Genomic DNA, 25709 nt, shown 5'->3' with positions numbered 1-25709 from the left:
TGTTGAGATCTCCAAAACCCCAACAGGATAAGCCGAAAGGCCGGAAGCGTGGCTGTCCCTCAATCATCACCTGCATCTCAGTGATCCGTTCTCTCAGCGGACGCGGTCTCTTTCATGCCACCTCCTTCGTTGAAGCATCCTTGCGGCCAAGGCGTTTGCCACCTCGTGGTGGTATTCCGGCTTGAGCGCGAGCAGCTTCCTCGTCATCAGGGATTCGGTCAGGATGCGGGGTTGGTCGCAGCCGAGCTGCGCCAGCCGCTCCGTCGCGCCGTGCTCCGCCTCGTAGGCGGCAAGCACGGTTTGAACGCGCTGCCAGAAGAGCGTTTCCGGCAGGTTGTAGCAGTGGTCGAGAAGGTGGGAGATCTCACTCAAATTGTAGACGAACAGCGTGTCCATCACCAATTCGCGCAGCGAATCCAGGTTGTCCGTCCAATAGAACTGGTCGGGCTCCGCCTCCCGGTAGATCGGCTCGAGCGACAGGAAATCCGGCGCCTTTTCCGGCGCGCGCAGAAAGCCCGGCGAAAACTCGATGCTCTCGTGAAAATCGCGCAGGATCAGCCGGGCCGGCCAGCCATCGCGATGGACGAGCAGCATGTTCTGCCCGTGCGCTTCTACCGCAAGCCCATGGTGCACCAGCAGGTGCCAGACAGGCAGGACCGCGACTTCAATCAGGCGGTTGATCCAGGGCATCAAGCCGAAGCGCTGGATCCAGTCGTCGGCGAAGGCACGCCCGTCCGCTTCGACCATCATCAGCGCGTTGAAGGGAATGACGGCCTCGCCGGAGCCAAGCGTCGCTTCCGCGTTCTCGCGCCAGATGGCTGCGACCTGTCCGGCCAAAGGGCCGTCGCTGTCGGCTATGATGCCGGCATATTCCTGCAGGACGGTGAGCGGATAGCGGTCGCGAAAGGCCGGATCTCCGGCAACCATCTCGGCGATCCAGCGCGAGATCACCGGCGCCGTGCAGACCGAATGCGGCTCAAGGGTACGGCGCGACGAGGTGTTGACGATGTTGAGCGGCAGCTTGACGCTCGCGGCCAACGGTCGGTCCCGGTTCAACAGGGATCGGACCGACTGCGTCGCCGTGTATCGGTCCCCCGCCGGGCCGAGGCAAAGGGCTTCGCCCGCGGCGATCCAGCCAGAAAGCTGTCTCTCACGGAGTTCGCGCCATTGCCAGGGATGCAGCGGTACGAGACCGAACGCATCAGGCGAAACACCGCGCTCTTGCCGCTTCGCCCGGAGTTCGGACCAGGTTTCCTCCCCCAGTTCCGCTTCCCAGAAGGCATCCTCGTCACCGGGGATCGCGCAGCGAAGATGCTTGCGCGCCACCAGAAGCCAGACGAGCTGGAACGCTCCTCCCATTTCGGGCCCATAGGCTGCATGGTCGGCGACGGAAAAGCCGGTACGCGCCTTGTAGCAGGGATGATAGGGATGGCCCTCCTCAAGCGCTCCCTCCAACTCCGCAAATGACAAAGCGCGGCGCAGCCGCGCCGGTACCTGACGCTCGTTCCAGGCGCTGAAGGCGATCGTCTGCGTGAGTTCGTTGAGCAGCTTTCCGCGCGTCGGTCCGCTGCCCGGCAGGACGGATACCAGCTGCGCCAGCGGCGGCACGACCCAGCCGTCCGCATCATCGCGCATCTCTACCGATCCGGCAGCCAGCCGGAGCCGGCCAAAGGGGCCGATGGCGCCGTGGCAGCGGAACTGCCGGCCGCCGATCGACCAGTGGAAGGTGGTGACATCCCCGTCCGTGTGCTCGCTGGCCTCAACGATACCTTCGAACAGCAGCGCGGCAACGAGCTGGCGAAGCACCCGCTCGTCCGGGCGGCCCTTGAGATCAAGAGGCAATGGCATGGTCGGTCCTCGGCGCAGTCAGAACAGCCGGCGCCCTCAGCGGGTTCGGCACGGGGCGATAAAGGGACGGCGCGTTGCTGGATTGCAGTTCGTCGACGTCGTAGAGACGCGTCGTCAGGTTGGCCTTGGAGACGATCGTCGGCAGGTCGAGCACGTGACGGGCAAAGTCACGCCCGGCGCCACTCATTCGGCTGGCATAGCGCTCGAGATGCCCGCGCAGTTCGCGCAGGAGCAGGCTCTCATCGCAGAGCCCGTCATGGCCCATGCGGCTTATCACCGAGAAGACCTGATTGACGATCAGGTAATAGGCGAAGCGATCCCGAATCTCGCTGTCGGCAAAATAGAGGGACGCGATCGTTTGCGTCTCGGGCACATGGCCGGCAATCAGGCTGCGGTACCGCTCCGAGAGATAGAAGCCCTGATTGTCCCGATAGTAGCTGACGGACGGATAGCCGGTGCCGACGTCCAGCAGGCTGTTTTGCTGGTGGGCTTCGAGCGCTATACCATAATCGTCATAGAGGCGGATCAGCGGCTCGACGGCGCAATCGAGATACCGGCGAAACCAGAGGTGCGTCGCATCGAGCAGGCTCTCGCCCGTACGGGCGGCGACCGTCCGAACCAGCCGTTCGAGGCGCGAAACCTGCCCCGGTAGCGGATCGGCCGTCAGGGCCGCGACGGTGACGACGCCCCGCCCACCGCCGTCCGCAAATGGGTTCTCCCGCAGGATGACTTCAAAGCCGCTCTCGCTGCGTCCGGGCAGCTCGAGCGTGATATAGGCGGGGTCTTGAATGATGCGGAAGTTTCGCGAGCGTTCGGCAAAACCGATCCGGTCAATCAGCTTCGCCATTGCGACACCCGCTTCGAGCTCCTGACGACGATTGAGACGCACAGAGTTGGTGATGCGCACGGGCAGGGAAAATTTAAGCATCCAGCCGGCATCGGCGCCGTAAACCGTGCGCACCGACGAGGTCGCGGTAAAGGCCGGGCCGGCGGGGCCGAGATGCCGCAGCCGCCCCTCCCCCAGCATGCCGCGGATATCGGGATCAAGCAGCAGGGCTTCAGCCTGAAGCGGATGCATCGGCAACAGATACTCGTCGTCTCCGAGCGCGATGCCGTTAGCATCCGACCCGACGAGGGACCGCACGATCTCGGGCGCTGCAACCGCGCGCGCGCAATCGTGCCTGATATCGCCGCGTTTTGCCGCGAAGTAGTGCAGTTTGAACTGGCCGCGCAGTTCCGGCGCGTAGCTCTCCTGCTGCCAATAGGTCATGCCCTGGCGGCTCTTCGGCGTCGGGTGCTGCCAATGGCCAAAGACGAGCGACTGCTCCGCTTCGATGAAATGACCGCCGTCCGCCGGCTCCGGCGCGGCCCTGTCGATATAGAGTGCCGTTTGCTGGTAACTTTCGAGCACGCGCATCAAGAGTTCGAGCTCGAAGCCGCGCAAAACGTCGGCCTTGGCCTCGTCGACCTGGCGGTAGCATTCGTGCACCAGGATATGGAGCGCCGAAATCAGTTCGATATGGCGCCAGGTGGCGTCGGACACGCCCCTGCCCCAGACCCTGCCGAAATGGTGTGGGCCGCAGAGCGACGGCGATGTCACCTCGGCGCGCAGGATCATCTGCTGCCTGGGCAGAGACCATTCCACGCAGTCGACGGCGCCGCCTGCGGCGCGATGCATGGCCCGGATGCCCGGATTGACTTCGCGCAGGTAGCAGTTTGCGAAGCTTTGAAAGGTGGCGATTTCTGCTATTTGCCTAGACGATTGCATCCTGATCCTCGGCACGCGACACGCATAGCCGCGCAATTGCGTTGGGCGCTTTCGACCAACACATTGAATTTTCTTGTCGGAACTAGCTTGCGAGCGGTTCGCTTAGCCGGCGGGCTGCCAGGCAAGCGGATCGGGCTCTTCCCGGAACGCGAAGCGCAGAAGATGGCTTTCGATCACCGATTTCGTGTCCGCAAGGTTGGCGTCATCGGGTGAGCGGGCGCGGATGCTCAAGCCTTCTGATGTGGCATGGAGGTAGCCGGTGCCGCAGGAAAACCTGAGCTCGGCGCGCGGGCCCTCCTGTTCGACGTCGACCTTGTGGGCGAAATGCTTGCAGAGCTGCGTCAGGTATTTCTGGCCGTCTTCCGTCGCAAAATGGGTGGTGGCTTCTTGCATCTGGAACTCCCGTTTCGGCTTTCGCTTGCGTGGGCGGCGCTTGGGTGGCCGCCTCCGCTTGTTGAGGCAACGGCCACCTGGAGGCGGCGGCCGTTGCGGTCGCGGACGCCCTAGAAAGTCGCCTTGGCGGTCAGGATGAAGGAACGGCCCGGCTCGTAGAGTGGCGTCACCGTTCCGAACTCCTGACCGTAGGTCGCCCGATCCGAATAGGTTTCGTCGAAAATGTTCTTCAGTTCGGCGCGCAGCGACAGGTTCGGCCGCTCCGGCGGCACGTATTCGACAAAGGCGTTGAAGACTTGGTAGCCCTCGAAGGGCTTGCTGCCGTCGGCAACGTCGTCGTAGTCGAGCGCAATTTCCGCGTCGGCCCCGAAAGTGACGCCCCAGTCCGTCAGCGTGTGGACCGCTTGCAGCGTGATGATCTGGCCGGCCGGCGCGGCCAGATAGGTGCCGAGATCAGAATCGGCAGGCTTGCCGTCGATCTCCACGTCGATATTGGCGTATTTCACCTTGAAAAAACCATCGCCCCAGCTGTAGCCGGCGCCGATCTCGAAGCCGCGCGAGCGGACGTCATGCGCTTCGATCCCGCGCGTGACCGCATAACGCGGCGTGCGCGCGTCATCGATATCGGTTTGGAAGACGCTGCCATCGACGGTGAAGTCGTTGTAGTTCGCCTCCAGGCCCAGGATATAGTTGTCCGCCGTCACCGGCTTCGGACCGCTGCCATAGTTCCAGTTGGGATTCATGATGAAGTTTTCGGCGAGCGGAATGCCTGCCCAGACGTGCGAATAGCCCGCCTTGGCGGTCAGCAGGTCCTCGATGAGGTCGTACTCGCCCGAGACGTTGCCGCTGAGGCCCGAATTGTTCCACTCTTCTCCCGTCGTCCCGGTAAACTGCTGCGTGTCGCCGCGCGCACCGAAGGAGAGGCGCGTTCTCTCCCAGGGCTCGAGCCGGGCCTGGGCATAGATGCCGACATTGCGCGCCTTCTCGGTGCTGGCATCGAACATGTCGTCGAGGTCAGCCTTGTCGTCATAAAAGTCAACGCCGGCAATGACGTTACCCATGTCGAACGAGAACTTGTTCTCGAACTTGCCGTTGAAGCTGCTCGTGGTGCCGGTGGCGGGATAGGGCGGAATGTTGAGGCGCGGCGGCAGGATGATCGGAATTTCGACCTCCGTCCTGGAGTAGGCGAGCATCAGCGTTGGATCCCACCAGCCCTCCGGCGTGCTGTCGGTATAGGTAAACACCGTGTTCTGCCGGTCGAGCATGTAGTCGCGCACGCGCGGCTCCCATGGTGGGCGTCCGTCGATAAAGCCGATATTAGCGCGAAACGGACGCGGCGCGTCGTCGCGAATGCGGTCGTGGCTGATCTCGAAACGGTCGCCGCTGTCGAACTCGTAGGCAAGCTTGCCAAGCCCGCTCAACACGTCTGTCGAGGTGCCTTCCACGTCCTGCCCATTGCCGGCGGTGAAATCGTTGCCGTTGCCGAAATTGAAGTAGCCGAGGAACTCGAGCCCGTCGCGCATGCCGTATGCGGAGATCCCGGTCGTCACCGTGTCGCTGTTGAAATTGTAGCTCGACGTGACAAAGCCGCCGAAGCCGTCGCCATCGAGCAGATCGCGCGCGTCGATCGTCTCGTAAGCGATCGCGCCGGCAAGCGCCCCGGGACCGGCATCGGCCGGCGCAACGCCGGCATCGACGTTGACGGCCTTCAGCAGGCCGGGGTCAATGAGGTTGGTGCCGTTGTGGTGGAAGACCTTGTTGTTCTGTCGGCCGCCATCCATCGTGACAGCGAGGCTGGTTTCCTCGATGCCGTGGACGTAGACCTTCTGCGACATCGGCAACGAGCTGCCGACCGAAATGCCGGGCTCGCCGGAAAACACGTCGGCAATGTTGGCGGGGTTCTTGCGCTTCAGGTCTTCCGACGAGATGACGATCTCGCCGGCGCCGAGCGGCCCGGCACCGAAGGCCGAAATCGGATCGAGGACCGTTGCTCCGTCCGCAGCGACAGCAGCGCTGCCACCCGCCGACACGGCCGAGCCGACCAGCGCGGTGCCGCCCGATATCCTGTAGGAAATGCCGGTGCCCGACAAAAGCCGGGCAAGCGCCTGGTCCGCCGTCATCGTTCCGCTGACCGTCGCCGAGCGAAGCCCCTGCGAGGTGGAAGCCGCCAGGGTCACCTGCAGGCCGGACTGCCGCCCGAAGGCGTTGAGCGCGGTGGAAAGCGGCTGCGACGGGATGTCGAAGCTGCGGGCGTTGCTGACGCGCGACGTGGTCTGCTGGGCGGAGGCCGTGGAAACGGGCATCAGCGCGAGCGAGGAAAACGCGGCGATCGCCGTCGTCGTCAGCAGGCGCCGTCTTTCACGGCGACGTCCCGTATCGAATTTCAGATGTCCCTTGCGGCATTTCGGCGAACGCATTTTACCCCCGTCTCGGCATTCCACGCGGCCTTGCGGGCGCGCGTTTCCAACCAAAGACGACCGGCCCCGGATTTTTTTTCACCGGCGCGCGATTTTTTCCTGATTTTTTTACTCCAATTAAAACCGCGTCAGGATGCGGCCATAGGGGGTCACCTCGCGTACCTTGCCGCCGAAAGGCTGCACCAGCGCCTGGAGCGCCCGATCCGGATCCTTCAGATCGTAGACGCCGGTTACACGCCGCCCTGCCAGATCCGGCTGCGGAATGGAAATCCAGGCAGAATGGTAGCGCTGCAGCCGCTCGGCGGCAGCGGCGACCGTGACATCATTGACGAACATCCTGCCGCTTCGCCAGGCGCCGATATCATCCGCCGCGATCGCGCTTCGCAAGACTGCGCCGGTCGCATGGCTCACCGTCGCCATTTCTCCCGGGGCCAGTTCGAAATTCTGCTTGTGCGCGTTTGCACTATAGGAGACGGCCACCGTGCCGTGCGCCAGCTCGACGGTCGTCTCCGTGCTCGCCAGCTGCACATCAAACGCAGTCCCCAGCACGGACACCTCGACGCCACCCGCCTCAACGACAAAGGGACGCGAGGGATCGCGGGCGACGTTGAAATAGGCTTCGCCCTTCAGCAGCCTGACATGGCGGGTGCCGGCGCTGATGTCGGTGGCGATGGCGCTGCCGCCGCCCATTTCGATGATCGTCCCGTCCGCAAGCGTAATCGTCCTGTTTTGCGCCGTCTCGGTCACGTGATCGGCCTGCCACCACACGAGAAGCGACGGCAGGGAGACGAAGAGGACGAGGCAGGCAGCAAGCGCCAGCGCCACGCCGGCGACCAAGCCGCCCGTTCCCATCCGGCGACGTTGGCGGACCGGTGGCTCGACGAAAACGGACGGCCTTGCCCCACGCCATAGATGCTCGTGCACCGGCGGCACCTCACCGAGCAGCTGCCAGGTCCGCAACGCCGTCTGCCAGGCTTGGCCATGCAATTCCGACTGGCCCAGCCAGGCGCGGAACCGGGCTTGCGTGTCGCGACAGTTCGGGCGCGCCTTCAACTCGAGGAACCAATCCATGGCCTCTTCGAGCAGCGCCTCCGATATGTGGTTGTCCTTGGTCAAAGCCCTGCCTGCCGCTTGGATGTTCGACGCCCTAGCACTTTGTTTCTGTAGCCCCCAACCCCGTCAAGCGGCGTCACCGGGAAGCGGGACGCTTCCGTGGTACTTTCGCTCTGTCATAAAGACGACCAGCACCCGATTTTTTTTCACACGGGGACCCCTGAAATTCTAGGAGGCCCCACCCGCAAGCGTTGTCGCAACCCGCATCATGGCGGCGCGCACGTGGCGGTGCGCCGTCGCGACGGAGATGTCGAGATGGGCGGCGATCTCTTCGAGGGTGTAGCCGCCGAAACGGTGCATCTCGAGCGCGACCCGCACTTCCTCGGGAAGGTCTTCGAGAATGCCGGAGATGCGTCTGATTTCGTCGCTGACGAGAATGATGTCCTCGGGCGTCGGCACCTCGATCGGCATCGACCAGAACGGCGGCTCGCTCTGCTCTTCCCGCGCTTCGATCTTGCGGCGCTTCAAGAGGTCGAGGGACAGGTTGCGGACGATCTTGTAGAGATACGCGAGCGAAAGCCCGGACGGTCCGGCAGAAGGCGGATTGCCGGTGTTTGCCGGCGCAAATCGAATGAAGGCCTCCTGCACGATATCTTCGGCCGTTTCCCGCGATCCGACGATCCGCGTGGCATAGGCGACCAGGGCAGTACGGTTGGCGAAATAGACCTGATGGCGCGTATCGATGTCGACCACTGTGTCTGATCCGATCATATAATTTCGATTTGGCGCGGCGTGCGCACCCCTGCCGAGAGGCGATCTATGGCCAAGGGACCAATCGAGCGCCGTGTCTCTTAGCACGCAGAAATAAACTTGTCTGTAATACTCATGTTAAAATTTCAAGGCTGGCGAATGCGGGGTGTGAGCGGGCGCGCGGGGGCCGCCGGAACGCAGTTCCCGGACCAGATCGATCAGGGCACGCAATTTCGCCGGTACGTGCCGGCGGCCAGGAAAATAGAGACATAGCCCATCGTAGGGCGGCGTCCACTCTTCCAGCACCGGAACCAGACGCCCGGCCTCGACGTCGTCGCGGACGTGATGATCGGAGAGATAGGCCAGTCCCACCCCGCCGAGAGCCGCCTGAAGCATGAGTTCGCTGTCGTCGAGGATGAGCGGTCCCGGCGCATCGATTTCGACGCTTTCCCCGCGCCGGGAAAACTCCCAGTGATAGATCCTGCCGCTTGCCATGCGCGCCCGGATGCAGGCGTGCTGCCTCAGATCGCCCGGCAGCAGCGGCACCGCTCTTTCGCGAAAATAGTCCGGCGAACCCACGACGATCATGCTCGACTGAGGCACGACCGGAACGGCGACCATATCCGGAGGAACCGCCTCGGCGAGACGAAACCCGGCGTCGAAACCGAGCGCTACGATATCCACCAGCGCATTGTCGGTCGCAACCTCCAGCGCCATCTCTGGATATCGCCTCAGATACTCGATCAGTAGCGGCCGCAAAACCATCTTCGCCGCTCCCGGGGAGGTGTTGAGCCGCAGCATGCCGCTCGGTCGTGCCTGAGACTCCGTCGCCCGCTCGACGGCGCCGTCGATGGCGGCAAGAGCCGGCAGGATCTCGGCAACGAAAGCCTCGCCTGCCGTCGTCAGCGCCACCGATCGCGTCGTGCGGTTGAACAGGCGCACATTGAGGCGCGCCTCCAGCGCCAGGACCGCATGGCTCAACGACGAGGACGAACCCCGAGTTCCCGGGCAGCGGCCCGAAAGCCGCCGAGCCGCGCGATTGCCGCCACCGCCTCCAGTTCGGACAGGCTCGCCTTCATTGCGCTATTTTCCTCATCAGAGTGTCTGTGATTGATGATCTTATCCTGACGATCGTTCCGATGCATATCCTTTTCATCGCAACAGGAAATCGGACGATGAAGATCATTGAGCAGATATATGTCGATGGCGCTTTCGTTGCGCCTCACGGCGACGAGCGCTTCGCGCTTTTCAATCCCGCCACGGAGGAAAAGATCGGCGAGGTCCGGCTGGGCGACAATCGGGATGCGCACGCGGCCATTGCTGCCGCGAAACGGGCCTTCCCGGCCATGCGGCAAACGACACCGGCCGAACGCATCGCCATGCTGCAAACGCTGGCGAAGGCTGTCGCCGCCAACGCCGATGCGCTTCGTGCGGCCATGACCATCGAATACGGCGCGCCGCAGTCGTTCCTCGCATTCTCCGTGCCGCACGCCGCGAACGTGTTCGACGTCGCGGCAAGGACCGTGGCCGACTACGCCTTTACCCGTCGTATCGGCAATGCGGAGGTGGTGATGGAACCCGTGGGCGTGGCCGCGGCAATCACACCCTGGAACAGCAACATCGGCTTCATCTGCACCAAACTCGCCACGGCGATCGCGGCCGGCACGACCATCGTGATCAAGCCGTCGGAGATGAGCGCTATCCAGACCCAGGTGCTGCTCGAAGTCTTGCACGAAGCGCGACTGCCCGATGGCGTCCTCAATGTCGTCAACGGCTACGGCCACGTGGTCGGCGCGGAACTCAGCCGGCATCCCGACATCGCCAAGATCACCTTCACTGGCTCCACCACGACCGGTCGGGAGATCCTGCGCAATGCAGCGGAAAGCTTCAAGCGCGTGACGCTCGAACTGGGCGGAAAAGGGCCGCAGATCCTGCTCGATGACGCGGACCTCGACCGGGCGATCCCGCATGTTCTGGCATCGGCCTTCCGCAACAGCGGGCAGGCCTGCATCGCCGGAACCCGGCTTCTTGTTCCGAAGCGAAGACATACGGAGGTGATATCGCGCCTTGCGCACGCCGTTTCCGCGCTGCGACCCGGACCTTCGAGCGATCCGGCCTCCGACATCGGCCCGATGGTGAGCGCCCGGCAGTGGGAGCGTGTCCAGGCCTATATCCGCCTGGGGCAGGAAGAGGGTGCGACGCTTCTTGTCGGCGGCGAAGGCCGGCCGGAAGGGCTGCAACGGGGATGGTTCGTCCGCCCGACCGTCTTTTCCGGTGTGACCAACGACATGCGGATTGCGCGCGAGGAAGTCTTCGGCCCCGTGCTCAGCGTTCTTTCCTACGAAACGGAAGCGGAAGCGATCGCGATTGCCAACGACACGGAATACGGATTGCAGTCCTACGTTCTTGGCACCGACGCCGAACGTATGCGCAGCATCGCCCGACAATTGGAGGCGGGGCGCGTGGTGATCAACGAAACCCCGGCCGACGCTCAAGCGCCCTTCGGCGGGTTCAAGCAATCCGGCATCGGCCGCGAATTCGGTCCCTTCGGCCTCGACGCCTTCCTCGAACCGAAGGCGATCATCGGGTGATGCCTCGCCCGGACGGCTCGACCCGACGGGTCGTCCGGGCGAGGGTCAACCCCACGCTCGGCAAGGCCAAAAAGATCGCGGCGGCCCCCTTTCGAAGGCCGCCGCGTTTCTCGTCACGGTCGGATGAGCCCGGGCGTTATGCCGGCAGTTGCTCTTCCTTGGTCTTGACCAGGCTCCAGACAACACCCGAAGCGATGATCGCGAAGGTGACACCGAGCGACAGGGCCGCGGGGAACTTCTCTAGCCCCAGGAGATCGGCGACGAAGATCTTCGAACCGATGAAGATCAGGACGACGGCCAGCGCCGGCTTCAGGTAGCGGAAGCGATGGATCATGGCAGCGAGCGCGAAGTAGAGGGCGCGCAGGCCGAGGATAGCGAAGATGTTCGAGGTGTAGACGATGAACGGGTCCGTGGTGATCGCGAAGATCGCGGGAACCGAGTCGACGGCGAAGATCACGTCGGCCACCTCGACCATGACCAGCGCCATGAAAAGGGGCGTGATGAACCAGGTCATCTTGCCGGTCTTCGGGTTGACGAGCTTCACGAAGAAGCGCTCGCCGTGATGTTCCTCGGTGACGTTGAAACGGCTGCGCATGAAGCGCACGAGCGCGTTGTCCGAAACGTTGGGCTCGGCCTCCTTCATCACCAGCATCTTGATGCCGGTAAAGACCAGGAACGCAGCGAAAATATAGAGAACCCAGGAGAATTCGGCGACGAGCGTCGCGCCGACGCCGATCATGATCGCGCGCAGCACGATAACGCCAAGGATACCCCAGAAGAGCACGCGGTGCTGGTAGATGCGCGGGACGGCGAAGAAGGAGAAGATGAGGGCGATGACGAAGACGTTGTCGAGCGCCAGGGTCTTTTCGACGACGAAGCCGGTCATATAGGCAAGGCCGGACTCGGCACCGAGATACCACCAGACGAAGCCGCCGAAGCTCAGGCCGAGGGCGATATAGAAGGCGGAAAGCTTGACGCTTTCGGCAACGTTGATCTCCTTGTTCTCCTTATGGAGAATACCAAGGTCGAACGACAGGATAGCGATCACGAGGGCGAAAAAGCTCGCCCACAGCCACAGTGGCGTTCCCAGCCACACTACAGACATGAAGGAAAAGTCCACAGACGGGTCCCCAATCGGCACATGTTGTCGGAATAAGGTCCGACATCGCAAGAGTGCCGAAGCTCTCGCCAGAGGGGCCCGGACCAGCGGGTTAGGCGGCAGATAGGAGCTCGGTTTTCCGGTATCAAGGGAGGCCCATGATTTTTTTCAAGAACTCGGCCGCGCTTGCTGGCAGCCGAGCCCTGGTGGTCAAAATCGATCCCGGCAAACTCTGAGGTTGAACCGTGACGGTAGAGAATCCGACTGAAGTACCCGCGTTCGCCTGGCGCGGCGCATTTGAAAACAAGGAACTGAATACCCTGCACGCCGAATGCTTCGAGCACGCCTTGACCGATGACGACTGGTGGAGCCAGGTCAACCGCTTCAGCCTCGGCTGGGTCACCATGCGGATCTCGGGCGCACTGACAGGCTTCGTTAATGTCGCCTGGGACGGTGGCGTGCATGCTTTCCTGCTCGATACGATGGTGACGCTACCGTTGAGGCGTAAGGGTTACGCCACGCTGCTCGTCGAAGAGGCCGTAACGCACGCCAAGGCCTCGGGCTGCGAATGGCTGCATGTAGACTTCGACCCGCATCTGCGCGAATTCTACGTCGACCGGTGCGGTTTCGTGCCGACGGATGCCGGTCTCATCCAACTTCGATAAAAAAATTCTCCAGCGTCTGGCCTTTGAGCATGGTCGTCCTCGCAGCCAAGTCGATGTGGTGGCTTGATAAACTTCCTATATAAGCGAACACGACGTTCGAGGTTTCCGCCAAGACAAGGACAGATTTGATGACCGAAAAATCCCCCGCTGACAATTTCCCCGCCGGCTATGACGTTCCCAAGGTCTGGACCTGGGACAAGGGCAATGGCGGCGCGTTTGCCAGCATTAACCGTCCGACCGCCGGCGCGACGCGCGATCAGGATCTGCCCGTCGGCAAGCATCCGTTGCAGCTTTACTCGCTGGCGACGCCGAACGGCGTGAAAGTCACGATCATGCTCGAAGAGCTGCTGGCGGCCGGCCATAAGGACGCCGAATACGATGCCTGGCCGATCCGGATCGGAGACGGCGACCAGTTCGGTTCTGGCTTCGTCGACGTCAACCCGAACTCCAAGATCCCGGCGCTGATGGACCATGCGCCCAAGGGCGGCGGCGCGCCGGTGCGCGTGTTCGAATCGGCCTCGATCCTCACCTATCTCGCCGAGAAATTCGGCGCCTTCCTGCCGAGCGAGCTTCGCGCCCGCACAGAGACCTTGAACTGGCTGTTCTGGCAGATGGGCTCGGCACCGTTCCTCGGCGGCGGCTTCGGCCATTTCTATGCCTATGCGCCGATGAAGATCAAATACGCCATCGACCGCTACGCGATGGAGGTGAAGCGCCAGCTCGACGTGCTCGATCGCCATCTCGCGGAGAACCGCTTCCTCGCCGGCTCGGAATACACCATTGCCGACATGGCCACCTGGCCCTGGTATGGCAATCTGGCGCTCGGGCAGGTATATGGCGATGCCGGTACTTTCCTCGAGGTTCAGAGCTACGAGCACGTCCAGCGCTGGACGGCCGAGATCGCCGCCCGGCCGGCCGTCAAGCGTGGCCGCATGGTCAACCGCTTGAGCGGCAACCCGTCCGAACAATTGCATGAGCGTCACGACGCTTCCGACTTCGATACGAAGACTGAGGACAAGATCGTCGAGAAGCAGACCGCCTAAGGAGAATAGAATGGCCAAGCTGGCTGATATGACGAAACACCGGGGTTTTCCCTACGCCATGCCGGGCACGGGCATCCAGTTCGTCATCCGTCGGGCCAACCCCAAGGGAGCAACGCCGATCAAGGCGTTGCCCCGCCATGCCCGGCCCGGCTCCGGGGCGCACCGCATCGATGCGGCCTTCCTCCACGCCCTCTGGCATCATTTCGGCGCGGAACCATTCGAGCGCGGCAATCTCGATGCCGCCCGGCTGAACCTCCTGTTCGGACGCGAGGTGCTGCCGGTCGACAAGGATTTCGATCCCGTGTCCTACGAAGCATTGCTCGTCATCAACGAGAAGGTTGCCCGGCAAAGCTTCCCGGAATCGTTCGTCGACGTATTCGAGGTGTGATGTCGGCGGCGGCTGGCCGCTCCAACTGTTTGAGGTGGCGCACCGCCTGCCGGTGCGCCACCTCACTTTTTTACATCACGCGCGGAGTGCGCCCGTCATCCGCAACACATCCTCAAGCGGGACAAGCCCCTTCATCGCACCGCTGCCGGTAACGGGCTCGCCATCCTCGATCGCCACTGCGAAGCGGAAGGCCGGATCGGCCTCGATGCGCTGGCGCAGCGCGTGGATGCGCGGATAGTTGCGCGCATAGTCCTTCGGATCGATCGCCTCGTGGAAATCGACCCAGCGGGCCACGCCGGCAAAGACCGCATCGGCAAGCGTCGGCCGGTCGCCGATGAGGTAATTGCTGTCGCCCATCATCGCTTCCAACTGCTTGTGACGCTTGGCGACGAACTCGCGGCCGAAGGCGCGCAAGGTTTCGCGGTATTCCTCCGTGGCGTCTTCGGATTCCAGCGCCACCCACATCGAGAAGAACGCGCCGGTGAAGCCGGTGTTGAGGAAGGCGATGAACTGGTGCATGCGGTCCGCCTCGAAAGTGCCCGGGGCGAAGCTGATGCGACGCTCCTGATCGCGCCCCTCCAGCCATAAGGCGATCGCCATGGTCTCGGTCAGCACGTCGCCCTTGTCGGTCACGAGAGCGGGCGTTTCGACCCGACCGTTGAAGCGCTCATAGGCGTCGGTGCGCATTTCCCCGAGCATGTCGACGCGGGTGAGGCGATAGGGCTGGCCGAGCCATTCGAAGGCGGTGACCAGGCCGGCGGAACTTCCGAGTGGAAAGCCTGAGGTGAAGATCGGTTCAGAGACACTGTGCATGATGTCGTTTCTCCATTGTTGATGTCATGGATATATCGACGTGGACGGCGCCTCTGTAGTCGGCCTAAATTGGACTTATCGTCTGCATATGTGGACGATCGAGATTGAAGGATCTCGGCGAACGATGCCTGATTTTCGCCGAACGCCATTGGGGCGTTCGGCAATGTGCGAGATCGGCCCCTGGCAGGGCCTTGCCGCTAGGCGGAGCGAGCCGGAGACGGATAGAGGCCGCCATCGTCGGCATCGACGGTGATCGACAAGGTTACATGCCGCGGCCGCGTCAGCGCGAACAGCACTGCCTCGGCGATGTCCCGGTTCGTCGCCGCCTCGCCCTTCCGTCGACTGCCGGCCGCCTCCCATGCGCCATCAAGCGGCGAGATGTCCTCAATGTATGGCGGGTGGGCGACGATCGAACGGGTGGGCGTACCGGCAAGCTTCTGGCGCAGGCCATCGGCCAGGGCGGCCTGTGCCCGCTTGGCAGCATAAAAGGGCACGGACACGGTCTGGAGTGCGGCATTAGGCAGGCCGCTGATCGAGCCGATCGTGACGATATCCGGGCGGGGCGAGTGAGCGAGCAAAGGCAGCAGCCCCTGGGTGAACAGGAAGGTCCCGGTAACCGCCGCGTTGACGACGCCGAGCACCGCGTCATCAGGATGATCCTCGTCACTGTCCTCGAGCCACATGGCGCCGTTGTTCACGAGGATATCGATGCGTCCGTTCTCGGACTTGATGCCCTCGACTGCCGCAGCCACGCTTTTCGCATCCGCAAGATCGAGCGCGACGGTTTGTACCCGTCGCCCGAGATTGAGGGCAATCGGTTTGGCCACGTCCTTGAGAGCGCTCTGGCTGCGCCCGCACAACACGAGATCGCACCCCGCTTCTGCCAGGGCATAGGCCAGGGACGCTCCGAGGCCGCGACCAGCGCCCGTAACCACCGCAACAGTTTCATTCAGTTGTATCATCCGCATCCCCTAAAGCGCGAAGAGAAGGCCGACGCGCGTGTCGAAGCCGCACAATTAGGTATCAGCGGTTGAATTTCCAACGGGAAAGCGCCGGATGCGACGACCCGGCGCACATGCCTTCGACGCGCGTTCCGCCGGGCAAAGGCAAGTGCGGGAAGATTTCAGGGTGGAGAAACGGGGGCGCCGACCTATCTCGCAGAGCAGGTGGTGAAGGAAACGGCCCCTCCGGCTTCAAAACGAAAGGACGCGTCATGGCCAAGAACACGATCTGCCTCTGGTACGACAAGGAGGCCGAGACCGCCGCTCGCTTCTACGCCGAGATCTTTCCCGATAGCCGGGTCAGCGCCGTGCATCGCGCGCCCGGCGACTTTCCGTCCGGCAAGGCGGGAGACGTGCTGACGGTGGAGTTTACGGTCGCCGGAATTCCCTGCCTCGGCCTCAACGGCGGGCCGATGTTCAAGCACAACGAGGCCTTTTCGTTCCAGATCGCCACCGACGACCAGGAGGAGACCGACCGCTACTGGAACGCCATTGTCGGCAATGGCGGACAGGAGAGTGCCTGCGGCTGGTGCAAGGACAAGTGGGGCATTTCCTGGCAGATCACGCCAAGGGTCCTGACCGATGCCCTGGCGGCCGGCGGTGCCGAAGCAAAGCGCGCCTTCGAGGCGATGATGACCATGGGCAAGATCGACGTCGCTGCGATCGAGGCGGCGCGGCGCGGCTGAAGCCTCCGCTCCGACGGAACTTTCCGGCCCGACACGGCTTACCCAATGGTGTGCGGGCAGTGTCAACCGGACGCGACAGGGATGGTGAACATGGCGGTTTTTCCGGTTTCCCGCCATGGCCAACGCAATGGCAGTCGAGCGCCCCACCTGTCCGGTTCGCCTCACGCTGTCGGCGACGCATCGCCGGCAGCACGATCGGGACAGACTTGCCGAACCTTTCCAAGTGCCCGGCTACGCGGGATCAGGCACTCAGGATATCGCGAAGCGCCTCGCCGACCCCAGTCGCCGACTGCGGGTTCTGGCCGGTGATCAGCCTGCCATCGACAACCACCTTCGATGTCCAGTCCGCGGCCGGATGGTGCGTCGCACCGCGCTCGACAAGCGTGCTTGCGAGCAGGAACGGGACCGTCTTGTCGAGGCCGACGGCGCGCTCTTCGGAATCGGTGAAGGCGCTGACGTTGCGGCCAGCAACCAGATAGCGGCCGTCGGAAAGCTTGACGTTTACGAGGGCTGCCGGTCCGTGGCAGACCGCCGCGACAGCACCGCCGGCCTCGAACACCGAACGCGTCACCCGGTCGACGGCGCGGCTTTGTGGCAGGTCCCACATGGCGCCATGACCGCCGGCGAAGAAAATGGCCGCGTAGCGGTCGGGATCGATATCATCGAGCCGAACCGTCGTGCGGATTGCGGCACGGAACCCTTCGTCGTTCCAGTAGCGGACATTGGTCCCGTCATTGAGGTCGAGCCCGTCGACCGGCGGCTCGCCGCCCTTGATCGAAGCAAACTCGACGGCAATGCCGGCCGCCTCGAGCACGGCAAGCGGGTGGGTGACCTCTCCAAGATAGAAGCCGGTGGGTTGGCCGCCCTCCCCCTTGATGCCATGGCTGGTGAGCACAAAGAGCACAGGCTTTTTCGGAACGGATGTCGTCTCTGGCATCATTTTCTCCTGGTTGAAGCGAGCCTGACATTGCGGCTCTCAATTGATGCTGCTTATTTATTGCTTCCATCTGCGGCGATAAATGCGCCGCGCAGGAAATGATCTGGTCTTCAGAGGCAAAAATGCGTCGCTTCGATCACCTCGCCGATGTCGAGGCTTTCATCACCGTCATGGACAAGGGGTCGATGACCGCAGGAGCCGTCGCGCTGGCCACGACGCCTTCCGTGCTGAGCCGCGCCATCACCAGGCTCGAGACGAAACTCGGCACGCAGCTGGTGCGGCGGACGACGCGGCGCATCAGCCTCACCGACGCCGGGCGGGTCTACCTCGATCAGGTGCGGGCGGCCTTCGAGACAATCGATCAGGCCGAACGCGCCATTCAAGGCGACGGCGTTGTTGCCGGACGCGTTCGGCTCAGTGCGCCCACGACCTATGGCCATTTCCAGCTGCCGGAAAAGCTGACCCGCTTCGCGACGAGGCATCCATCCGTCACCGTCGAGCTGTCGATTGCCAACCGCAATGTCGATCTGGTCGCCGAGGGCTACGACCTTGCCATACGCCTCGGCCAGCTCCCCGACAGCGGCATGATCGGCAGAAGGCTCGAAGACGCGCCGTTGAGGCTGGTCGCCTCGCCCGATTACGTCGCGCGGCGTGGCATGCCGCGTTCTGTCGACGAGCTCGCAGCACATACCTGCCTGCCCTTCATCATGCCGAGCAGCGGGCGTCCGGCCCCATGGCTGTTGCGCGTCGCCGGAGCCGACCTCGACTGGATACCCCATGGCCCGATCCAGGTGGAGGACGACGTGCTCGGCACCGTCTCGTTGACGGAGGCAGGCCTCGGGATCTGCCAAACCTATGATTTCATCGCGCGCGACCGCCTGGCGCGCGGCAGCCTGGTCGAGCTTCTGCCGGAATTCGGTGGCCGGTCGCGCCCCTTCTCCCTCATTTATCCGCCGCACAGAAACCTACCGGCTGCGACCCGAGCATTGATCGACTGCCTCGTGGAGCAGGCCTGAGGGAAGCGCTCGTCAGTTCGCGCCGTGGCCGTGGTGCCACCGCGCGCAATCAGCGGATCCGCAGTATGACAATCAGCAGCGATTTTGCGCCCTATCTGCTTCGCTGGTCGCTTATGCCCGATGGTGGGCCGATCGTAGAAGCACGTGTCGCGGCGGCCCGGCGCCTGCTCGAGCAGGGGCAGGACGCCCCCAAGCAGGTCGCCGCCCGCTGCGGCTTTGCCGATGCCGATACGCTCCGGCGCGCCTTCATGCGACATGTCGGCGTCACGCCGGCCGAATATCGCAAGCGCTTTGCCAGCCCGGCTCTGTCCGCGGATTGAGCCGGGCTGGCGCTATTCCCTACTCCGCCGCCTGCATCCTGCCCTCGGGCTTGCCCAGATAGGGCAGCACGAAAAGGTAAATGCCGGTCGGTAGCAGCACCGCCAACGGCGGCAGGGGCAGGTAGTAGACCCATTCGGGGAGCGTCATTACTGGCATGCCGGCAAAGATGGCGGCAACGGCCAGGGAGAAGAGCAGCGACGTCCAGCGATGGATTTTCCGGATCAGGGCGGTCATTCTGGCACCTTGGGTTTGAGCAACGGTCGTGAAGGCTGCGATCAGTCGAGTTTCGCGACGACGTCTTCCAGCTGGGTGAAGAAGCGTGGCCATCCGACCGTCGCGCCCTGGAAATAGGCCTTTTGGTCGGCTCTGAAGCCGCGCTGTTCCATGCGCAGGCTCGTGCCGCCCCTGGCGGGCGCGAGCGTCCAGGTGACGACACTGGTCAAGTCCTTGGTGTCCCAGCGATAGGCGAGCGAGCGGTTCGCCTCGATCGTCTGAACCTCGCAATCGACCTGGCCCCAATCGGCGGAAAGGGTAAAGCGACGGCCGACTTCGGGAATGAAATCGTTGCGCATCAGCCATTCGGCAATCAGATGCGGCTGCGTCAGCGCGCGCCAGATCTTCTCCGGCGGATGGGGAAAGTCGCGTTCGACGACGACAGAGCGGGTGGTTTCCGTTGTTTCGATCATTTGTCCATTCTCTTCAGGAGATCATCGAGATCGTCGAAGCGGTCCTGCCAGAAGCCGGCCATCTCCGTCGTCCAGTCAACCAGCGTCGCGAGCGCTTCGCGCCGGGCGCTGTAATAGGTGTAGCGGCCCTCATGCCGGTCGTGCACGAGCCCTGCAGCCTTCAGGATCTTGAGATGCTTGGACACGACCGGCTGCGAAACCCCGGCATCGGCCAACAAGCCGACGACCGTGGTATCCCCCTGGCGGCAAAGGTGTTCGAAGAGCCCACGGCGTGTGGGATCGGCGAGCGCCCGAAAAACCGCGTCCTGCAACTCAGTCATGTCTCATACCCGATTGGCTATGAGATGATATATAGCCAATCGGGTATGCGTTTGTCAAACGCTTATGTTTCGTCGGCCCCCATCCCTTTCAAGTGCCTTGCAGCCGCTGCCGTACCGCCCCTCCGGCACCGCGAAAGCTTGCGCTTGTTGGCGAAATGCAGCGCCCCTATAGAAGAGGCATGATCGGTCAATGTCCGCCAATGGCGGTGAGGTAGTCTGATGGTTTCGCATATCGTGCCGTTCCTCTCGAAAAGGCATACCGGCTGCTGAACCATGGCCCGACAGTCCTGGTTTCCGCCCGCCATGGCGGCGTTCAGGATGTGATGGCGGCAGCCTGGGCCTGCGCGCTCGATTACGATCCGCCCAAGCTGACGGTCGTGCTCGACAGCGCCACCCGTACCCGCAGCCTCGCGGAGGAAGCGGGCGTGTTCGTCATCCAGGTGCCGACCGCCGCCCAGGCGCTGCTGACCCATGCGGTGGGCACCACGAGCCTTCACGACGATCCCGACAAACTTCGCAACGCCGGCGTCAAACTGTTCGACATGCCGGACTATGATCTTCCGCTTGTTACCGGCTGCTCCGCCTGGCTCGCCTGCCGGCTGATCAGCGAGCCGTCGATCGAGAGCCGCTACGACCTGTTCATCGGCGAAGTCTTCGCGGCCTGGGCCGACGATCGCGTGTTTCGCGACGGGCATTGGATGTTCGAGGCGGCCGATCCGGCCTCGCGCAGCCTGCACTATGTGGCGGGCGGGCATTTCTACGCCATCGGCGATGCGATCGACGTGTCCTCCCGATAGGCCGAAAGCGCCCACCAACGGTGGCGCGTCCGGATGGCGACACTCGGTTCCCCCCATGGAGAAGACCCGGCCGCGCTCTTTCGCACGACCGGGCCCGCCCCGGGAGGCTACGCATCTTAAAAAAACCGGCCAAAAGCCTGGCGGTGAAGCGAAGGCCGTGACGTTGCCTCAGCTCTTTCCGGACAGGGCGATCACCCGGTCGAGTGCTGCAGCGAAGCCCTTGAGCGAGACAGCGAACGCCACGTCCTTTTGGCTGTCGCTGGCGAACGCGCCGATCTTCAATGCCGTGCCGCTACGAAGCAGCGCAACCGTCGCTTCGGTGAAGGTCAAAGGCACGATGCAGCCGAGCGGCAAGCAGGTGCGGAAGCGGGTCGGCTTACCGCCGGTCGCGTCGTCGACGCCAAGCGTCACGCCCTTGTCCAGATAAAGACCGAAGGGGAGCGCGAGGCTCCCCTCAAGCCCGGCTTCGGCCGCAGTGCGAAGCTCGATCGTCAGCACATGCTGACCGCTCTTGTGGAACTGGCGCTGCGAGAGGAGGCAATGTTTCTTTCCCTCGATCTCGGCGCAGGCGACGCTCCAGTCCTCGTAAGTCTCCGAAAGCTGGGAAGGCGCCGCGGGTTTGCCGGCGGCGTCTTCCCCATGAAGCGGCGTGATGGCGACGAAAGTCGCCATCAGCATTGTCGAGAGCCAGACGAACCTGCGCATCAGAAGCGCACATCGAGCTTGGCGTCGACCGCGTTCTGCGTCGTGCCGGAGCCGAACTGGCCGGTATAGGTGATGCCGAGGCTCGCATTGCCGGTCAGCGCGAAGTCGATGCCGGCTTCGATGATCGCCACATCCTCGGCGATCGGCGTACCGGCGACCGAGAAGGCGCTGCCCGTGCCGAACGCCATCGACGAGAACGGGGTCGTATCGCCGAAGGCATGCTGCCAGCCGAGCATGCCGCGCAGCTTCGCTTCGGTTGTGCCAAGGCTGAGCGGAGCCGAAGCGCGAAGACCGAGCGTCGTGAAGGTCGTATCCGTCGTGTTGCTCCGGGTCGACAGAGCCGCCGCACCACCGCGCTCGGTGAAGCCGTCGGTGTGCAGGCTGACATAGGCGAGGTTGGCGAACGGCTCGAGCGCGACACTCGGCAGGTCGATGCGGTAGCCGACTTCACCGAAGGCCTGGAAGGTGCCTGCGTCATAATCGGCCTTCAACTGATCGCTGAAGCCCGGGAAGGCGACATTGCGCGACGTGTTGATCGAATGCCAGGTATAGGCAAGGCCCGAGCGCAGTGCGACGTCGCCCCACCGGCTGCCGCTATAGACACCAAGGTGGTAATTGTCGCTGTTGCCACTCGCCGAGCGGCTGTCGACGTCGAAGTTGGTCCGGCTGTAGCCGGCCATGATACCGACGAGCGCATTGTCGGAGACCGCCGCGTCGAAACCGGTAACGAAACCGCCGGTCGACTGATCGAGCGCACCGGCGTTGCCGTTGCCGTCCGTGTTGGTCCAGGACCCGAACACCTGTCCCCAGCCGACCATTGCCGGCGGCGCGACGGGTACAGCGTTGACGGCGGCAACAGCACCCGTCGTGATCTTGTCCTCTGGACCGTAAGCGAGAACCGGAACGTTTGCCGCACCCACGTCGCCAAACGCATCGCGAATGCGGTTGTTGGCGGCGTTGCGCAAGAGACTGCTGTCGTTGATCAGCGCCGTCTGCGCCGAAGCGTGGACCTCGCCGGACAACAGGTCGAAGGCGCGGCGTGCTGCATCTCCATCCTGAAGGATCAGGGCGTTGTAGAGCCCGAGCGAGGGACCGCTCTGGGCGAGCGTGTTGAGGGCAAGCGCCGTCTGTCGCTGGTTGCCGGTGTTCGCCTCACCTTCAAAGACACCGGGTTCGGGCTCACCCGGCTTCGGCTCGCCGGGCTTGGGCTCTTCGCCCGGCTTGGGTTCTTCTCCCGGCTTCGTGCCGCCGTTCTTGACCTTGATCTTGAGATCGACCTGCTTTTCCTGCTGGTCGAGCGACACTTCGAGGAAGGCGGACTTGGAGATCGCCTCGGCGAACTTTCCTTCGATTGCCCGGTCGGCGGTCAGGATCGTATAGGTCTGGCCGGTCTTGTAGCTGGTGTTGGCATCGAGCGCCGTCACCTGCACATTGGTGCCGCTGCCGATCTTCGCGATACCGGTGTTGTCGTTGGTGCCGATGCTCTTGACAACGATGCGGTCGGAGCGGCCGTCACCGGCGATGTCGGCCTCGTAGATCGAACCGGTCGCCATATCCAGCCGACCCATGATCGTCAGCGTGCCAGTGGAATTGTTGCCGGGTGAAATGATCGCCTTCTTGTCGATATAGGTGTTGCCCACCGTGCCCGAGCCGCCAAGCCGGCCGAAGGCCGAACTGCTCCTCGATTCACCCCAGACGTTCACTTCACCGGTATAGAAACGGTCGCCCTCGATGCGTCCCGTCGCACCGTCGACGATCAGCGAGCCATTGGTGACCTCGAAGTTGGTCTCACTATAGTCCAAGGGGCCATTATCCGAGTCATTGTCGATCGTGTCGACGTTGCCCTTCACCACCAGCTTGCCGCCGGAAACGTTCACCTTGCCATAGAACTTCGACAGGTCACCGGTAAGGATGGTCTCGCCGGAGAAATTCGAGATCATGCCCTTGCCGACCATGACATTGCCGAACTCGTAGCCGGTGTTCGTATGGTTGAAGTTGACGTAGCCCCGGCGCGGCCCAAAATCGATCTTCGAGGACGAGTTGACCGTGCCGGCGCCCTGCGCCTGCCGTGCAACGGGTTCGGCGATATTGTTCAGATCGACGGCACCGCCGATCGTCAGATTGCCCATGCCCTCATTGTTGATACCGCCGACGCCCGAAAGCACGATGTCGCCACCAACCGAAAGCTTGGCGCCGTTGGCGACCGAAAGATTGGCGCGACCAGCCTCGCCGATCGTCAGCTTGTCGGCCACCTTGAGTTCGCTGCCGGCGCCGTCGATAACGGCCTGGATGGTGTCGGTGCTCTCGTCCTCACGCAGGATCGCGGTGTTGGTGGAAACGACAGCGCCCTTCTCGACGGTAAAGCTGTCGCCGATCGTGAATTCACCGGTGTTGACCCAGCGCGTATTGTCGCCGGTGACGAGCACCGTGCCGTTTTCGAAGTAGGTCTTGTTGGTGTTGACGAGGCCGCCGTCCTCGATCCGAACTGTAGCGGTGTTGAGCGTCAGTGCACCGTAAGCGACCCCCAGGAACTCGGTGTTTAGCATGGAACCCGCGCCGCGCACCACGAGCGTTCCGTCGCCCTCCTGCAGGGCACCGACATAGGTCTCCTTAGCCGAAACCTTGCCGCCGTTCTCGACGATCAGCGTGCCCTTGCCGCCATAGATACCGCCTTCGAAGCCGCCAACAAAGAGCATGCGGTCGCCGTTGGGATTGGCATCGACGATGTCCCAGGTCGAGCCCGGCCCGGAGACGACGACCGTGCCGACGCTGCCGCGACTGTCTGCGATGTAACCATCGGTACTCTCAACCTTGGCACCATTGTTGATCGTCAGTGTCGCGCCGCCCGGCCCGCCGCGGATAACGAGATTGCCGTTGATCGTATGGTCGCTGGACCACGTTGTGTCGTTTGGAACCAGCAAGCCGGCCGCCTTTGCCGGCGACGGCACGAGTGGCACGGCGGCCAGAGCCAGCGAGAGCAGGCCGGCGCGACCGAGCGCCGTCGAACTCAGAAGGTTGATCCTCAAAACGTCCGCCTTCGCACAGGTATTCAATGTCTGCCCCTTTTCCTTTTCATTCGTGGGCGCACAAATCCCAGGCGAACGGATTCGCCGGGAAAGCACGGGTCATGGGGCGGCTATAGCAAGCCCGCAAAAAGCGAGAATTCGGCTTTCTGCAAACGGCAGATTGCGGCGTCGAAGGGCTGTGGCTTTCTGCAAACGGCTTGTTTTCGGCGACGAACGGCGGTCGACAACCATATGGACTTGAAGGATAAAACCTCGCATGGTGCGAGGACATGAGACGGTTTTGCCTGACGAGGCTGGATATGCCGCAAGCGTTCGGCGGGCGACGCTCTTCCTCGGGCTCCTCTACCAGTTCATGCAGTTCGTCATCAGCAGTACGCTCTGGGCTTTCCTTGGATATGACCCGATTGCGATCGCGCCGATCACCCTGATCCTGATGCTGAACGGGACACTCATGTCCTATGCGATGGCAGTGGCACTCTTTCGCTTCCGGGGCAGGTCCATCCTCTTCAAGCTTCTGCTCGGCTCCGCCCTGGCGCTCGTCGCCGCAGCGATCAATGCCAGCGTCGATCTCCTCAGTCACGGCCTGATCGAGCATGGCGATCCGGGCCCAATCAACTGGACCAATGTCGGCTACACCCTCATCTATTGCATGGCGCTGTTTCACGGATGGGCGTTTCTCTACATCGCCCTTCTCGCCAATTACGAACTGCGCGAGCGGGAACGCCGGCTTGCCGTGACACGGGAGGAAGCGCTGACGGCGCAGATGCGGGCGCTGCGCTACCAGGTCAATCCGCACTTCCTGTTCAACACCTTGAACTCGATTGCCGGGCTGATCGAAGAGGGCGCATCGACGACCGCCCGCCGCATGGTGCTCTCGCTCTCCTCCTTCCTGCGCACGACACTCGAGCTGGATCCGATGCAGGACGTTTGCCTTGCCGACGAGCTGGCCTTGCAGCTCGGCTATCTCAACATCGAGGGCGAACGCTTCTCCGACCGCATGCGGGTCAAGCTCGACATTGCACCGGGCCTGGAGCAGGCGCTGGTCCCGAGCCTCATCCTTCAGCCATTGATCGAAAATGCGATCAAGCACGGCGTGGGCGGTTCGATCGGCGTGGTCGAGATCGTGATCCGGGCGGCAAGGCAAGGCGAGACGCTGGAGCTTTCCGTAGAAAACGACATGGCGAACGAGCCGCCGCGCCCGGCGAACAAACCTGCCGGGACCGGCACCGGACTGAGGAATGTCGCCGACCGCATCAAGGCCCGGTTCCCCGAGGTCGGAGCCTTCATATCCGGCCTCGTGGCACCGCACCGTTTTCGGGCAGCGATCACCATGCCGCTGCGGCTGGTCTGATCGCCGCTCTCCGGCCAACGACGGCCGGCAAAGGT

General features: G+C 63.2%; 23 protein-coding genes and 2 pseudogenes. 9 read left to right on the top strand and 16 right to left on the bottom strand.

The features are described 5' to 3' along the window. Positions 1–93: 93 nt before the first annotated feature. The 7 genes and pseudogenes from IB272_RS19635 to IB272_RS19605 form a co-directional block, all read right to left on the bottom strand. Complete coding sequence (locus IB272_RS19635; protein ID WP_192372220.1) at positions 94–1848, bottom strand: IucA/IucC family protein; 1755 nt, start codon at positions 1846–1848, stop codon at positions 94–96. Further along, the gene (locus IB272_RS19630) at positions 1832–3616 is read right to left on the bottom strand and encodes an IucA/IucC family protein (protein ID WP_192444688.1); all 1785 of its coding nucleotides are present in this window, start codon (positions 3614–3616) and stop codon (positions 1832–1834) included. The genes IB272_RS19635 and IB272_RS19630 overlap by 17 nt, the downstream gene beginning before the upstream one ends. Positions 3617–3718: 102 nt before the next feature. Beyond that, the gene (locus IB272_RS19625; RefSeq protein ID WP_034787636.1) at positions 3719–4009 is read right to left on the bottom strand and encodes a DUF2218 domain-containing protein; all 291 of its coding nucleotides are present in this window, start codon (positions 4007–4009) and stop codon (positions 3719–3721) included. A 110-nt stretch (positions 4010–4119) separates the two neighbouring features. Beyond that, positions 4120–6426: a TonB-dependent receptor gene (locus IB272_RS19620; RefSeq protein ID WP_192444685.1), complete on the bottom strand. Its 2307-nt coding sequence runs from the start codon at positions 6424–6426 to the stop codon at positions 4120–4122. 117 nt (positions 6427–6543) lie between these two features. Further along, positions 6544–7542 carry a FecR family protein gene (locus tag IB272_RS19615; protein WP_051659105.1) on the bottom strand — a complete coding sequence of 333 codons (999 nt, stop codon included), beginning with the start codon at positions 7540–7542 and terminating at the stop codon, positions 6544–6546. A 165-nt stretch (positions 7543–7707) separates the two neighbouring features. Next, a complete protein-coding gene (locus IB272_RS19610) occupies positions 7708–8250 on the bottom strand; it encodes a sigma-70 family RNA polymerase sigma factor (RefSeq protein WP_034787638.1) in 543 nt (180 codons plus the stop codon). Positions 8251–8367: 117 nt separating this feature from the next. After that, a pseudogene (locus IB272_RS19605) lies at positions 8368–9308 on the bottom strand (LysR family transcriptional regulator). 96 nt (positions 9309–9404) lie between these two features. On the opposite strand from IB272_RS19605, the gene IB272_RS19600 reads away from it, so the two are divergent. Then, positions 9405–10820, top strand: a complete 1416-nt coding sequence (locus tag IB272_RS19600; RefSeq protein ID WP_060517859.1) for an aldehyde dehydrogenase family protein — start codon at positions 9405–9407, stop codon at positions 10818–10820. Between the two features lie 136 nt (positions 10821–10956). Here the strand turns inward: IB272_RS19600 and IB272_RS19595 are convergent, their stop codons facing one another. After that, entirely contained in the window at positions 10957–11940 is a 984-nt protein-coding gene (locus IB272_RS19595; RefSeq protein ID WP_034787640.1) for a TerC family protein, read from the bottom strand. Positions 11941–12164: 224 nt separating this feature from the next. Between IB272_RS19595 and IB272_RS19590 the strand changes: the two genes are divergently transcribed. The 3 genes from IB272_RS19590 to IB272_RS19580 all read left to right on the top strand — a co-directional run bounded on the left by IB272_RS19590 (position 12165) and on the right by IB272_RS19580 (position 14015). Continuing rightward, entirely contained in the window at positions 12165–12584 is a 420-nt protein-coding gene (locus IB272_RS19590) for a GNAT family N-acetyltransferase (RefSeq protein WP_034787642.1), read from the top strand. Positions 12585–12712: 128 nt separating this feature from the next. Then, entirely contained in the window at positions 12713–13627 is a 915-nt protein-coding gene (yghU, locus tag IB272_RS19585) for a glutathione-dependent disulfide-bond oxidoreductase (RefSeq protein ID WP_034787644.1), read from the top strand. Positions 13628–13637: 10 nt separating this feature from the next. Next, positions 13638–14015, top strand: a complete 378-nt coding sequence (locus IB272_RS19580; RefSeq protein ID WP_034787648.1) for a hypothetical protein — start codon at positions 13638–13640, stop codon at positions 14013–14015. Positions 14016–14090: 75 nt separating this feature from the next. On the opposite strand, the gene IB272_RS19575 is transcribed toward IB272_RS19580, so the two are convergent. Then, positions 14091–14828, bottom strand: a complete 738-nt coding sequence (locus tag IB272_RS19575; protein ID WP_060517739.1) for a glutathione S-transferase family protein — start codon at positions 14826–14828, stop codon at positions 14091–14093. A 197-nt stretch (positions 14829–15025) separates the two neighbouring features. Next, a complete protein-coding gene (locus IB272_RS19570; protein ID WP_192444683.1) occupies positions 15026–15790 on the bottom strand; it encodes an SDR family NAD(P)-dependent oxidoreductase in 765 nt (254 codons plus the stop codon). A gap of 251 nt (positions 15791–16041) precedes the next feature. Here IB272_RS19570 and IB272_RS19565 point away from each other — a divergent pair, with 251 nt between their 5' ends. Then, the gene (locus tag IB272_RS19565) at positions 16042–16515 is read left to right on the top strand and encodes a VOC family protein (RefSeq protein WP_060517743.1); all 474 of its coding nucleotides are present in this window, start codon (positions 16042–16044) and stop codon (positions 16513–16515) included. Between the two features lie 241 nt (positions 16516–16756). Here IB272_RS19565 and IB272_RS19560 read toward each other — a convergent pair whose 3' ends face one another. Beyond that, positions 16757–17452: a type 1 glutamine amidotransferase domain-containing protein gene (locus IB272_RS19560; RefSeq protein ID WP_060517861.1), complete on the bottom strand. Its 696-nt coding sequence runs from the start codon at positions 17450–17452 to the stop codon at positions 16757–16759. Positions 17453–17574: 122 nt separating this feature from the next. Between IB272_RS19560 and IB272_RS19555 the strand changes: the two genes are divergently transcribed. Both IB272_RS19555 and IB272_RS19550 read left to right on the top strand, forming a co-directional pair. Next, a complete protein-coding gene (locus IB272_RS19555) occupies positions 17575–18468 on the top strand; it encodes a LysR family transcriptional regulator (protein ID WP_034787658.1) in 894 nt (297 codons plus the stop codon). Between the two features lie 140 nt (positions 18469–18608). Next, positions 18609–18788 (top strand): annotated as a pseudogene (locus tag IB272_RS19550) (helix-turn-helix domain-containing protein); the annotation flags it as partial. A gap of 19 nt (positions 18789–18807) precedes the next feature. Here IB272_RS19550 and IB272_RS19545 read toward each other — a convergent pair. Genes IB272_RS19545 through IB272_RS19535 form a run of 3 tightly spaced genes read right to left on the bottom strand, consistent with a single transcriptional unit; the run spans position 18808 to position 19795 of the window. After that, complete coding sequence (locus IB272_RS19545; protein WP_034787664.1) at positions 18808–19023, bottom strand: hypothetical protein; 216 nt, start codon at positions 19021–19023, stop codon at positions 18808–18810. 41 nt (positions 19024–19064) lie between these two features. Continuing rightward, positions 19065–19475 (bottom strand): SRPBCC domain-containing protein, encoded by a 411-nt coding sequence (locus tag IB272_RS19540; protein WP_060517747.1) that lies wholly within the window; start codon positions 19473–19475, stop codon positions 19065–19067. Continuing rightward, positions 19472–19795 carry a metalloregulator ArsR/SmtB family transcription factor gene (locus tag IB272_RS19535; protein WP_192444681.1) on the bottom strand — a complete coding sequence of 108 codons (324 nt, stop codon included), beginning with the start codon at positions 19793–19795 and terminating at the stop codon, positions 19472–19474. The genes IB272_RS19540 and IB272_RS19535 overlap by 4 nt, the downstream gene beginning before the upstream one ends. A gap of 263 nt (positions 19796–20058) precedes the next feature. Here IB272_RS19535 and IB272_RS19530 point away from each other — a divergent pair, with 263 nt between their 5' ends. Then, entirely contained in the window at positions 20059–20592 is a 534-nt protein-coding gene (locus IB272_RS19530) for a flavin reductase family protein (protein WP_210339476.1), read from the top strand. Positions 20593–20760: 168 nt separating this feature from the next. On the opposite strand, the gene IB272_RS19525 is transcribed toward IB272_RS19530, so the two are convergent. Together IB272_RS19525 and IB272_RS19520 are read right to left on the bottom strand one after the other, a co-directional pair. Beyond that, positions 20761–21297, bottom strand: coding sequence for an invasion associated locus B family protein (locus tag IB272_RS19525; protein WP_034787678.1), 537 nt, complete (start codon positions 21295–21297; stop codon positions 20761–20763). Next, the gene (locus tag IB272_RS19520) at positions 21297–24323 is read right to left on the bottom strand and encodes an autotransporter domain-containing protein (protein ID WP_192444677.1); all 3027 of its coding nucleotides are present in this window, start codon (positions 24321–24323) and stop codon (positions 21297–21299) included. The genes IB272_RS19525 and IB272_RS19520 overlap by 1 nt, the downstream gene beginning before the upstream one ends. A 256-nt stretch (positions 24324–24579) precedes the next feature. Here IB272_RS19520 and IB272_RS19515 point away from each other — a divergent pair, with 256 nt between their 5' ends. Further along, positions 24580–25674, top strand: coding sequence for a histidine kinase (locus tag IB272_RS19515; protein ID WP_060604440.1), 1095 nt, complete (start codon positions 24580–24582; stop codon positions 25672–25674). The last annotated feature ends 35 nt before the right edge of the window (positions 25675–25709 follow it).

This window comes from Ensifer sp. ENS08, from assembly GCF_014852195.1.
Lineage (GTDB): Bacteria > Pseudomonadota > Alphaproteobacteria > Rhizobiales > Rhizobiaceae > Ensifer > Ensifer adhaerens.
This window is presented reverse-complemented; position numbering and strand designations above follow the sequence as displayed.

Bases quoted from the DNA above. Each gene is read 5' to 3' on its own strand.
- IB272_RS19635 (WP_192372220.1), bottom strand. From the start codon at position 1,848: ATGCCATTGCCTCTTGATCTCAAGGGCCGCCCGGACGAGCGGGTGCTT.
- IB272_RS19630 (WP_192444688.1), bottom strand. From the start codon at position 3,616: ATGCAATCGTCTAGGCAAATAGCAGAAATCGCCACCTTTCAAAGCTTC.
- IB272_RS19625 (WP_034787636.1), bottom strand. From the start codon at position 4,009: ATGCAAGAAGCCACCACCCATTTTGCGACGGAAGACGGCCAGAAATAC.
- IB272_RS19620 (WP_192444685.1), bottom strand. From the start codon at position 6,426: ATGCGTTCGCCGAAATGCCGCAAGGGACATCTGAAATTCGATACGGGA.
- IB272_RS19610 (WP_034787638.1), bottom strand. From the start codon at position 8,250: ATGATCGGATCAGACACAGTGGTCGACATCGATACGCGCCATCAGGTC.
- IB272_RS19600 (WP_060517859.1), top strand. From the start codon at position 9,405: ATGAAGATCATTGAGCAGATATATGTCGATGGCGCTTTCGTTGCGCCT.
- yghU (WP_034787644.1), top strand. From the start codon at position 12,713: ATGACCGAAAAATCCCCCGCTGACAATTTCCCCGCCGGCTATGACGTT.
- IB272_RS19580 (WP_034787648.1), top strand. From the start codon at position 13,638: ATGGCCAAGCTGGCTGATATGACGAAACACCGGGGTTTTCCCTACGCC.
- IB272_RS19575 (WP_060517739.1), bottom strand. From the start codon at position 14,828: ATGCACAGTGTCTCTGAACCGATCTTCACCTCAGGCTTTCCACTCGGA.
- IB272_RS19570 (WP_192444683.1), bottom strand. From the start codon at position 15,790: ATGATACAACTGAATGAAACTGTTGCGGTGGTTACGGGCGCTGGTCGC.
- IB272_RS19565 (WP_060517743.1), top strand. From the start codon at position 16,042: ATGGCCAAGAACACGATCTGCCTCTGGTACGACAAGGAGGCCGAGACC.
- IB272_RS19560 (WP_060517861.1), bottom strand. From the start codon at position 17,452: ATGCCAGAGACGACATCCGTTCCGAAAAAGCCTGTGCTCTTTGTGCTC.
- IB272_RS19555 (WP_034787658.1), top strand. From the start codon at position 17,575: ATGCGTCGCTTCGATCACCTCGCCGATGTCGAGGCTTTCATCACCGTC.
- IB272_RS19545 (WP_034787664.1), bottom strand. From the start codon at position 19,023: ATGACCGCCCTGATCCGGAAAATCCATCGCTGGACGTCGCTGCTCTTC.
- IB272_RS19540 (WP_060517747.1), bottom strand. From the start codon at position 19,475: ATGATCGAAACAACGGAAACCACCCGCTCTGTCGTCGTCGAACGCGAC.
- IB272_RS19535 (WP_192444681.1), bottom strand. From the start codon at position 19,795: ATGACTGAGTTGCAGGACGCGGTTTTTCGGGCGCTCGCCGATCCCACA.
- IB272_RS19525 (WP_034787678.1), bottom strand. From the start codon at position 21,297: ATGCGCAGGTTCGTCTGGCTCTCGACAATGCTGATGGCGACTTTCGTC.
- IB272_RS19515 (WP_060604440.1), top strand. From the start codon at position 24,580: ATGGTGCGAGGACATGAGACGGTTTTGCCTGACGAGGCTGGATATGCC.